General features: G+C 57.4%; 9 protein-coding genes. 7 read left to right on the top strand and 2 right to left on the bottom strand.

Annotation, left to right across the window (positions count from 1 at the left end):
• Positions 1-510, top strand: a 510-nt coding sequence (locus IOB61_RS07245; RefSeq protein WP_290814409.1) for a heme exporter protein CcmB, incomplete at its 5' end; no start/stop codon positions are given.
• A 202-nt stretch (positions 511-712) separates the two neighbouring features.
• Here the strand turns inward: IOB61_RS07245 and IOB61_RS07240 are convergent.
• A complete protein-coding gene (locus IOB61_RS07240; RefSeq protein ID WP_290814385.1) occupies positions 713-1,339 on the bottom strand; it encodes a TlpA disulfide reductase family protein in 627 nt (208 codons plus the stop codon).
• On the opposite strand from IOB61_RS07240, the gene argH reads away from it, so the two are divergent.
• The 6 genes from argH to IOB61_RS07210 all read left to right on the top strand — a co-directional run bounded on the left by argH (position 1,338) and on the right by IOB61_RS07210 (position 7,758).
• The gene (gene argH, locus IOB61_RS07235) at positions 1,338-2,768 is read left to right on the top strand and encodes an argininosuccinate lyase (protein WP_290814382.1); all 1,431 of its coding nucleotides are present in this window, start codon (positions 1,338-1,340) and stop codon (positions 2,766-2,768) included. The genes IOB61_RS07240 and argH overlap by 2 nt on opposite strands.
• Before the next feature lie 75 nt (positions 2,769-2,843).
• On the top strand, positions 2,844-3,059 hold the full coding sequence (locus IOB61_RS07230; RefSeq protein ID WP_290814379.1) for a hypothetical protein: 216 nt from the start codon (positions 2,844-2,846) through the stop codon (positions 3,057-3,059).
• A 7-nt stretch (positions 3,060-3,066) separates the two neighbouring features.
• Positions 3,067-4,341 (top strand): diaminopimelate decarboxylase, encoded by a 1,275-nt coding sequence (gene lysA / locus IOB61_RS07225; protein ID WP_290814377.1) that lies wholly within the window; start codon positions 3,067-3,069, stop codon positions 4,339-4,341.
• Entirely contained in the window at positions 4,338-5,012 is a 675-nt protein-coding gene (locus tag IOB61_RS07220) for a septation protein IspZ (RefSeq protein WP_290814373.1), read from the top strand. Before lysA ends, IOB61_RS07220 begins: the two co-directional genes overlap by 4 nt.
• Positions 5,013-5,090: 78 nt before the next feature.
• Positions 5,091-7,232: a prolyl oligopeptidase family serine peptidase gene (locus IOB61_RS07215; protein ID WP_290814370.1), complete on the top strand. Its 2,142-nt coding sequence runs from the start codon at positions 5,091-5,093 to the stop codon at positions 7,230-7,232.
• A gap of 76 nt (positions 7,233-7,308) precedes the next feature.
• Positions 7,309-7,758 (top strand): hypothetical protein, encoded by a 450-nt coding sequence (locus IOB61_RS07210; protein ID WP_290814367.1) that lies wholly within the window; start codon positions 7,309-7,311, stop codon positions 7,756-7,758.
• Here IOB61_RS07210 and IOB61_RS07205 read toward each other — a convergent pair.
• A complete protein-coding gene (locus tag IOB61_RS07205) occupies positions 7,755-8,330 on the bottom strand; it encodes a TetR/AcrR family transcriptional regulator (RefSeq protein ID WP_290814364.1) in 576 nt (191 codons plus the stop codon). The genes IOB61_RS07210 and IOB61_RS07205 overlap by 4 nt on opposite strands.
• Between the last annotated feature and the right edge of the window lie 28 nt (positions 8,331-8,358).

Genomic DNA, 8,358 nt, shown 5'->3' with positions numbered 1-8,358 from the left:
TATTTGTGGCTAGCCCTGACCTTGGCCAGTCTTGTTAGCCTTGAGCGATTGTTTCAAGCCGATCTTGAAGACGGCACGCTCGATCAGATGCTCTTGAGCCCCGTGCCACACAGCCTGCAGGTCTTGAGCAAAATTTTGGGTCAATGGTTGGCGACGGCCATGCCCTTATTGGCCGTAAGCCCGATTGCCGCCCTGTTGGTGCGGGTAGAGCCTGCGGTGATCCTGCCCCTGTGCGCCCAATTGGCGGTGGGCAGTCTGGGCCTGTTTCTGATTGGTGCGATTGGGGCAGCCCTGGGGGCCAGCATCCGACGCGGTGGCCTCTTGGTCGCCCTCGTCGTCCTGCCGCTCTATGCGCCCAGTGTGATTTTCGGCGCGAGTGCGGCCGCTGCCCTTGCCACCGGCGGGGATTTTCTAAGCCAGCCGTTTTTGTTTTTGTGCGCACTTGTATTGGCCGCCTTGGCCTTTGCACCTGTTGCCGCGGCAGCGGCGGTGCGCCTGCACGTGGATTGAGGTGGATAAAGCACCCCTTCACCGCCTTCGGCGGAGCTTCCCCGCGAGCGGGGAAGCGGCAACAAGAAGCAGTTGGGACAGGCCGCTTCCCCATTCATGGGGAAGCTGTCCGCGAAGCGGACTGAAGGGGCGTTCTCCCACCCTGTCACCCCCGCCGAAACGAAGTGGAGAGCGGGGACCTCAGGGGACTTTGGCTTTCCCCCTACTGCTCCATCGCCGCCTGAATCAAAGCCCGCGCTTCTGGGCTATTCCAATCGGCTTCGCCAGCAAGACGGGCAAGTTCTTTGCCTTCCCGGTCATAGAGGATGGAGGTTGGAAAGCCGCGTGCCTTGAGAGGGTAGACAATGGCCATTTTGGGGTCGTGATAAAAGGTCAGGCTGCCTTGGCTTAGCTCGGCCAATTCTTTCTTGGCCGCTTCGGCTTCATTGGCTTTATCGACGCTGATGGCGACCACCTTGAAGTCTTTGTCGCCCATGGCTTTTTGCAGGCCTGCCAAAGTGGGCATTTCGGTGACGCAAGGGGCACACCAAGTCGCCCATAGATTGACCAAAACCACCTTGCCATGGAAGGCGCTCAGCTGGGTGGGGGCACCGTCTGGGCCTGCAAAGCTGTTAGGCGGTTGGGGCACGGGGTCACGAACAATCTCCAACCCCTTAAGCGAGCCCGCCGCAAAAGAGGCGAAATCCTTCCCACCTGGGGAGATTGGCACTGCCCGATAAACTCCGTAAAGGATAATCCCAATCAACAAAGCCCCAAGCAGCGCCCATTGCGCCCGTTTGGGCTTTCCCGTTGTCACAGGTCCATCGCGCTCAGGTTGCTCTTCACTCATGTCGTCCTCAGATTCCTCTATCCCGCCCGCTTCTGCCAAAGGCCAACAAATGTGGGGCGGTCGCTTTGCAGCCAGTCCCGATGAAACCATGAAGGCGATCAATGCCTCCATCGATGTCGATCAACGTATGTGGCGTGAGGACATCGCCGGGTCAAAGGCCCATGCTGCAATGTTGACCGCCACGGGCATTCTTACGCAGGAAGATGGCCAAGCGATACAGGCGGGCTTGGACGAAATCGGGGCCGAAATTGCGGCTGGCAATTTTCCTTTCTCCATTGATCTGGAAGACATCCACCTCAATATCGAGGCCCGCCTGACCGAGCGGATGGGCGATGCGGGCAAGCGGCGGCACACGGGTCGGTCGCGCAATGACCAAGTGGCGACCGACTTTCGCCTGTGGGTGCGTCGGGCACTGGGCGAGGCTGATGAGGCGCTTTTGGGACTGATGCGCATTCTGGTGCTTCAAGCCGAAGCCCATGCCGATTGGATCATGCCGGGCTTTACCCATTTGCAAACCGCCCAACCCGTCACTCTTGGCCACCATCTTCTGGCCTATGTGGAAATGTTTCAACGCGACCGCGCGCGGCTTGCCAGTGCGCTCAGCCATGGCAATGAATCGCCCCTAGGCTCTGCGGCTTTGGCAGGAACCCCCTATCCGATTAATCGCGATCAGACAGCGGAGGCGCTTGGCTTTGACCGGCCGATGGCCAATTCGCTCGACGGTGTAGCCAGTCGCGATTTTGCGATGGAGGCGCTTAATGCGCTTTCGATTAGTGCGGTGCATTTATCGCGCTTGGCCGAAGAAATTGTGCTGTGGACCTCCTCGCACTTCCGCTTTGCGCGCCTGTCGGACTCTTGGTCGACCGGGTCTTCCATCATGCCGCAAAAGCGTAACCCCGACGCGGCAGAATTGGTCCGCGCCAAGGCCGCGCGCATTGCCTCTAACGCCCAATGCCTGATGATGATCGTCAAGGCCTTGCCGCTCACCTATGCCAAAGACTTGCAGGACGATAAGGCCATGACCTTTGAATCCTTTGATGCATTTATGTTGAGCGTCGGCTCTATGGCCGGCATGATGCAGAGTGTGACCTTTAATCGCGATGCCATGCGGCAAGCCGCCACCTTTGGCTATTCCACCGCAACGGATTTGGCCGACTGGCTGGTGCGGGTTCTCAATATGCCTTTCCGCGAGGCCCATCATGTGACCGGCGCGGTGGTGAAAGCCGCGGAAGCCGCGGGCATTGCAGAGCTGTGCGATGTGCCGCTTGCGACCTTCCAAGCGATTGAGCCGCGCATTGATGCTTCCGTGATTGCGCTTTTGTCGGTGGAAGCTTCGGTTGCTGCGCGGGATTCTTACGGGGGGACGGCACCCAAGCGGGTGTTGGAACAGGTAAAACGCTTGCGCGCCGCGCTTCACTTAGATGCGTGATCGGCCTTTGATTGCTGGGCCGTTTCGCTCTATAGCTGTGTTTCTTCCCCAATTTTGATTGCAAAGATAACGCCTATGAAATTTCGCTTTGCCTTAGCTTGTGCCGCGCTCAGCCTGACGAGCGCTTGTGGTATCAGCGGACCGCTGGAGACTGCCCCGCCCATGTGGGGGCCAGATCGCGCTGCCTATGAGGCAGAGCAAGCGAAGAAGGCGGCAGAAGAAAAAGCAAAGAAGGCGGCCGAAGAGGCTGAAAAGGCCGAGACCACATCCCCCTCCCCCTCGCCCCAATAGGCCTGCCATGCGCTTTTTTGATTATCGCGATGGCGCGCTCTACGCCGAGGACGTGCCGCTGGCAGATATTGCCGAAGCTGTTGGCACCCCAGTTTATATTTATTCGCGCGCAACGCTGGAGCATCATTACCGCGTATTCAAAGCCGCGATGGGCGATTTGCCTGTCCATATTTGCTATGCGGTCAAGGCCAATACCAATCGTGCGGTGATTGCGACTCTGGCGGCTTTGGGTGCTGGTGCTGACACCGTGTCGGAAGGCGAAATCCGTCGCGCGCTGCATGCAGGCGTGCCGCCAGAGGGCATTGTGTTTGCCGGCGTTGGCAAGACCGACCAGGAACTAGCCTATGCGATTTCGGTGGGCGTGCGGCAAATCAATATTGAAAGCGCCAGCGAGCTGAACCGCATTGCGAAGCTGGCAGAAGAGATGGGCAAGGTGCAGCAAGTCTGTATCCGCGTGAACCCCGATGTCGGCGCGGGCGGTCACGCCAAAATTACTACCGGCAAGGCGGATAACAAGTTTGGCGTCAGCTTTGACTTGGCCGAAGAACTCTACGGGCTTGCCGATGGCCTGCCCGGGGTCGAGCCTGTGGGCCTTTCTGTCCATATTGGCAGCCAGATCATCGACTTTGCCCCGATGGAAAAAGCCTATCAGAAGCTGGCTGATTGCGTGGTGCGGCTGCGGGGGCGCGGCTTGAAAGTCACACGCTTGGACCTCGGTGGGGGGCTTGCAGCCACCTATGACGAGACCGTCAAGGGGCCAGACCTTGCCGCCTATGGCGCGATGGTACAGCGCGTGGTGGGGCATTTGGACGTGGAGCTCGAGTTTGAACCCGGGCGCATGATCGCCGCCAATGCGGGTGTGCTTGTCTCCCGCGCGATCGTGACGAAGGATAATGGCGGCAAGTCTTTCTTGGTTGTGGATGCGGCGATGAATGATCTGATCCGTCCCGCCCTGTATGAGGCCTATCACCAGATGCTGCCGGTCAAAAAGGCAGGTGACCATGATAATTTGGCCCCGCTTGATGTGGTTGGCCCCGTTTGCGAGACGGGCGACACTTTTGCCGAACAGCGGCCCATGCCGGCCATTGCGGCGGGGGAACTCTTAGCCTTTATGAGCACGGGCGCGTATGGCTTTGCCATGGCCTCGACCTATAATTCGAGGCCCTTAGCCGCCGAAGTCATGGTCAGTGGCGACCAATGGCAAGTGGTGCGGCCCCGCCAAACCTATGAAGAAATGTTCGGGATGGAAACCCTCCCCGATTGGCTAGGAAGCAAGACATGAGCACGCAAGAACCTGCGCCCACACCGGCCCCTGCTGCAAAGGGTGGGGCAAGCTGGGTCCGTCTGGTCAGTGATTTAGGCCCCGCCGTCGTCTTCTTCCTGTCCTATCAGCACGCAGAAAAGCACGGCGTACCCGAATTTGCCCGTGCGATCAGTGGCGATCAGGCGGTCTTGTTTGCGACGGTCCTGTTCATTCCAGCAGCCATAGCAGGCTTTGCCTTTTCCTATTGGAAGGAGCGCACCGTCAGCCCGATGGGGATTTTCACCTTTGCGATGATCGGGATTTTTTCGGGTCTGGCGCTGTGGTTGAAGAATGATATCTTCATCAAGATGCGGCCCACCTTAGTTTATAGCTTGATCGGCTTGATCTTGCTGGGCTCGGTCCTGTTTAAGCGCAATGTGCTGAAGGCTTTGTTTTCAGGGGCTTTAAATATGCCAGAACCAGTTTGGCATGCCCTCGCCCTCCGCGCTGGCCTGATGTATGTCGCCCTTGCGATCATCAATGAAGTGGTCTGGCGCACCCAGCCTTTAGCGACTTGGGTGACCTATAATACTTGGGGCGACATGGCGATCAATATGATCTTCTGGATCGTAAACTTTGCGCTTTTGGCCAAATATTTCACCGATGCCGACGGCAAGCCCCTGCTCGAGGACACCAAAGACAAAACCTAAAATTCTGGTAACAATTCTGCGTCTTGACCTATCGCAGAAATGGTTATTTGTGAGTTCCTCAAAACATGAGGGGATCACATGAACCGCCGTAACCTTTTGGCCGCCATTTCGACCACTGCTTTGGGATTTTTGACGTTGAACACATCTGCCCTCGCCCAAACTGCCGCGGATGCGGCCAGCAATGATCCCTTTTTGTTGCTTGAGGAAGTTGAAGGCGAAAAGGCGCTGGCTTGGGTGCGCAGCCAGAACGCGCGTTCCCTGCCGAGGCTGACGCAGGACCCGCGCTATGCCAAGTTGGAAGAAGACGCCCTCAACATCATCCGCGCCAAAGACCGCTTGACCTTTGGCTCTTATGTGGCTGGCTATGTCAGCAATTTCTGGCAGGACACCAATCATGTGCGCGGCATTTGGCGGCGCGCCGACTTTACCGCGTGGCGCTTGGGCAGCCCAGCTTGGGAAACTGTGCTGGACATTGATAAGCTGGCCAAGGATGAGGGCAAAAACTGGGTCTATCAGGGCAGCAATCCGCTAGACCCGCATGATCTGTGGAATACCCGGCTGTTGCTGGAACTTTCCAATGGCGGCAAGGATGCTGACACCAAGCGCGAATGGGACGCCAAGACCCGTAGCTTTGTTGAAGGCGGTTTTGAACTTCCCGAAGCAAAATCCGGGGCGGTTTGGTTTGATAAGGATACGCTTTTGGTCTCCACCGATTGGGGCCCAGGCACCATGACCGAAAGCGGCTATGCCTTTATCGTCAAACGCTTAAAGCGCGGCCAAAAGCTGGAAGATGCGGTGGAAATTTATCGCGGCACGGAAAAGGACGTGGCGGTCAGCGCTTTCCGCATGGATGATGGCACCCGCTTCCATCATTTCATCAGCCGTACGCCCACCTTCTTCACGACAGAGACCTATTATCTGGAAGCTGACGGCAAAGTCGCCAAATTGGACCTGCCCAGCAAGCATAGTTTGCAAGGCCTGCGCGCGGGCCAGATCTATCTGACCCTACAAGAAGACTGGACGCCACGTGGGGCGAAAAAGGCGATTGCCGCCGGTTCTCTTGTGTCGGCACCATTGGCCGCATTGAAGGCGAAGACCGGTGCCATTGCAACAACGACCATCTATGCACCCGGCCCCCGCGAGGCCCTGCAGGATGTGTCGATGGCCAAGACCGGCCTCTATGTTACGCTCTCGACCAATGTGAAAAGCGCGGTGCGCCATTACACCCAAAACGCCAAGGGTGCTTGGTCGTTTAAGCCGATTGCTCTGCCAACCAATGGGGTGGCCGGTGTGGTGGATGCGGGCATCCGCCAAGAAGAAGCCTTCTTCTCCTATAATGACTTCATTACCCCACCCTCGATCTTGTTTGCGGCCAAGCCCAGCGATAAGCCAACAACGGTGCAGGCCCAAGCCGCCCGCTTTGATGCCTCCAACCTTGAGGTCAAGCAGCATGAGGCAACCTCTAAAGACGGCACGAAAATCCCCTATTTCGTGATTGCGAAGAAGGGCTTGGTCTTGGATGGCAGCAATCCGACCTTGCTTTATGGCTATGGCGGCTTTGAAGTGTCGCTCTTGCCCAATTATTCGGCCATGAATGGCAAGTTGTGGCTCGAACGCGGGGGCGTTTATGTCTTGGCCAATATTCGTGGCGGTGGCGAGTTTGGCCCCGCGTGGCACACAGCGGGCCTGAAGGGCAAGCGGCAAGTCATTTATGATGACTTTATTGGTGTTGCCGAGGATCTGATCGCGCGCAAAATCACCAGCCCGCGCCGTTTGGGCATTCAAGGTGGCTCAAATGGCGGCCTTTTGATGGGCGTGATGATGACCCAACGGCCAGAATTATTCCAAGCCGTTGTTTGCCAAGTGCCGCTTTTGGATATGCTGCGCTATCACAAGCTTTTGGCCGGTGCCTCGTGGGTGGATGAATATGGCGACCCTGACGTGCCTTCTGAGCGGCCTTGGTTGGAGAAATTCAGCCCCTATCAGAATCTGGTCAAGCGCAGCCCCTTCCCAGAGCCTTTCTTCATGACCTCGACCAAGGACGACCGCGTCCATCCAGGCCATGCGCGCAAATATGCGGCTAAGATGGAAAGCTTTGGCATGCCCTTCCTCTATTATGAGAATATTGATGGGGGGCATTCGGCCGCTGCAAATTTGGTGGAAAGCGCCAAGCAGCGCGCTTTGGTTGCCACCTATCTGATGCAGAAATTGGTCGATTAGGTCAGAAAGCTTGGCCCGATGGGCCAAGCGCCCTATCTGGCTTTAAAGAGGGACGCAACCTAGCAGGAGACAGGCGATGAAGCCTATTCAAATCATGCTGGCGTGTGGGCTTTTGGCCCTCACCGCAGCTTGCGAAACAATTCCCTTTGAAGAGCGGGCGAAAGCCTATGAAGACCAAATGGTGCAGCGATTTGTTGGCAAATCGGCCGACGAATTGGTGCTGGCGTTCGGGCCACCGCAATCATCCTATAAGCTGACCGATGGCCGCGATGTGCTGCAATATGAGCAAAAGCGCACCAGTACCCAAGGCGGAGAAAGCTATACCAGCTTTCGCGAAGTAACTCGCTTTCGCACCGAAACCGATGCGGCAGGCAATGTGCGGACAGTGCAATACACCGAATCCGTGCCCGTGCTGAACTCCTCGCCCGTTTATACGGTCAATCAGAATTGCATTCGACGGTTTGTGGTCTCGAGCGATAAGAAGGTGGAAAGCTTCCGTTGGGAAGGCAATGCCTGCTTTCGCTAAACGCGGCTTTGAGCGGTAAGGCCTGCCCCGATCAGGCGGGCAAATTGGGTCGTGAGAAGGGCTAAATCCTCAAAACTCGTCGCGCTCGCTTTAATCCCCTGTAGCGCGGCGGTTATGGCGCGCGCCTGCACGGGAACACGCTCTGCCTCAATCAACGGGGCAAGGCGGGCCTGTACCAAGGCCTGCATGCGACTGTCGACGGCGGCGACAACATCGCCAACCAGGGCGGAATTCGTCGCCATCAGTTCTGCGCCATGGGGCGAGGTGTGAATGGCCTGCCAAAGAGCCCCATGTAAAGCGAGGCCCGCCGCAGCCAAGCCTTCGTGAAACGGCAGTTCGGCTGGCCAAGAAGCCTCGGCAGCATCACAGCTTGCTTGGCCCAAGGCCACCGCCAAGGCCGCAAAGATCGCCGCTTTATTCTCATACGACTGATACAAGGCGGGTCGGGAAATGCCCGCCTCACTGGCTACATCCTCCATGGTGGCGCGCTTAAAGCCATAGCGCGCAAAAACAGCCAAGGCTGCTTGCAAAATCTGGTCCCGACGCGGATCGCCGTCTAAACGTATTGACATTTCATGATAATAATGTCAGATCGTCATA

This window comes from Aquidulcibacter sp. (assembly GCF_020253525.1).
Classification (GTDB): domain Bacteria; phylum Pseudomonadota; class Alphaproteobacteria; order Caulobacterales; family Aquidulcibacteraceae; genus Aquidulcibacter.
Note: the sequence above shows the minus strand (reverse complement) of the source record. Positions and strands in the feature narration are given on the sequence as shown.

What these genes read in the sequence shown, in the direction of transcription:
- argH (WP_290814382.1), top strand. Translation starts at nt 1,338, where the DNA reads ATGTCGTCCTCAGATTCCTCTATCCCGCCCGCTTCTGCCAAAGGCCAA.
- IOB61_RS07240 (WP_290814385.1), bottom strand. Translation starts at nt 1,339, where the DNA reads ATGAGTGAAGAGCAACCTGAGCGCGATGGACCTGTGACAACGGGAAAG.
- IOB61_RS07230 (WP_290814379.1), top strand. Translation starts at nt 2,844, where the DNA reads ATGAAATTTCGCTTTGCCTTAGCTTGTGCCGCGCTCAGCCTGACGAGC.
- lysA (WP_290814377.1), top strand. Translation starts at nt 3,067, where the DNA reads ATGCGCTTTTTTGATTATCGCGATGGCGCGCTCTACGCCGAGGACGTG.
- IOB61_RS07220 (WP_290814373.1), top strand. Translation starts at nt 4,338, where the DNA reads ATGAGCACGCAAGAACCTGCGCCCACACCGGCCCCTGCTGCAAAGGGT.
- IOB61_RS07215 (WP_290814370.1), top strand. Translation starts at nt 5,091, where the DNA reads ATGAACCGCCGTAACCTTTTGGCCGCCATTTCGACCACTGCTTTGGGA.
- IOB61_RS07210 (WP_290814367.1), top strand. Translation starts at nt 7,309, where the DNA reads ATGAAGCCTATTCAAATCATGCTGGCGTGTGGGCTTTTGGCCCTCACC.
- IOB61_RS07205 (WP_290814364.1), bottom strand. Translation starts at nt 8,330, where the DNA reads ATGTCAATACGTTTAGACGGCGATCCGCGTCGGGACCAGATTTTGCAA.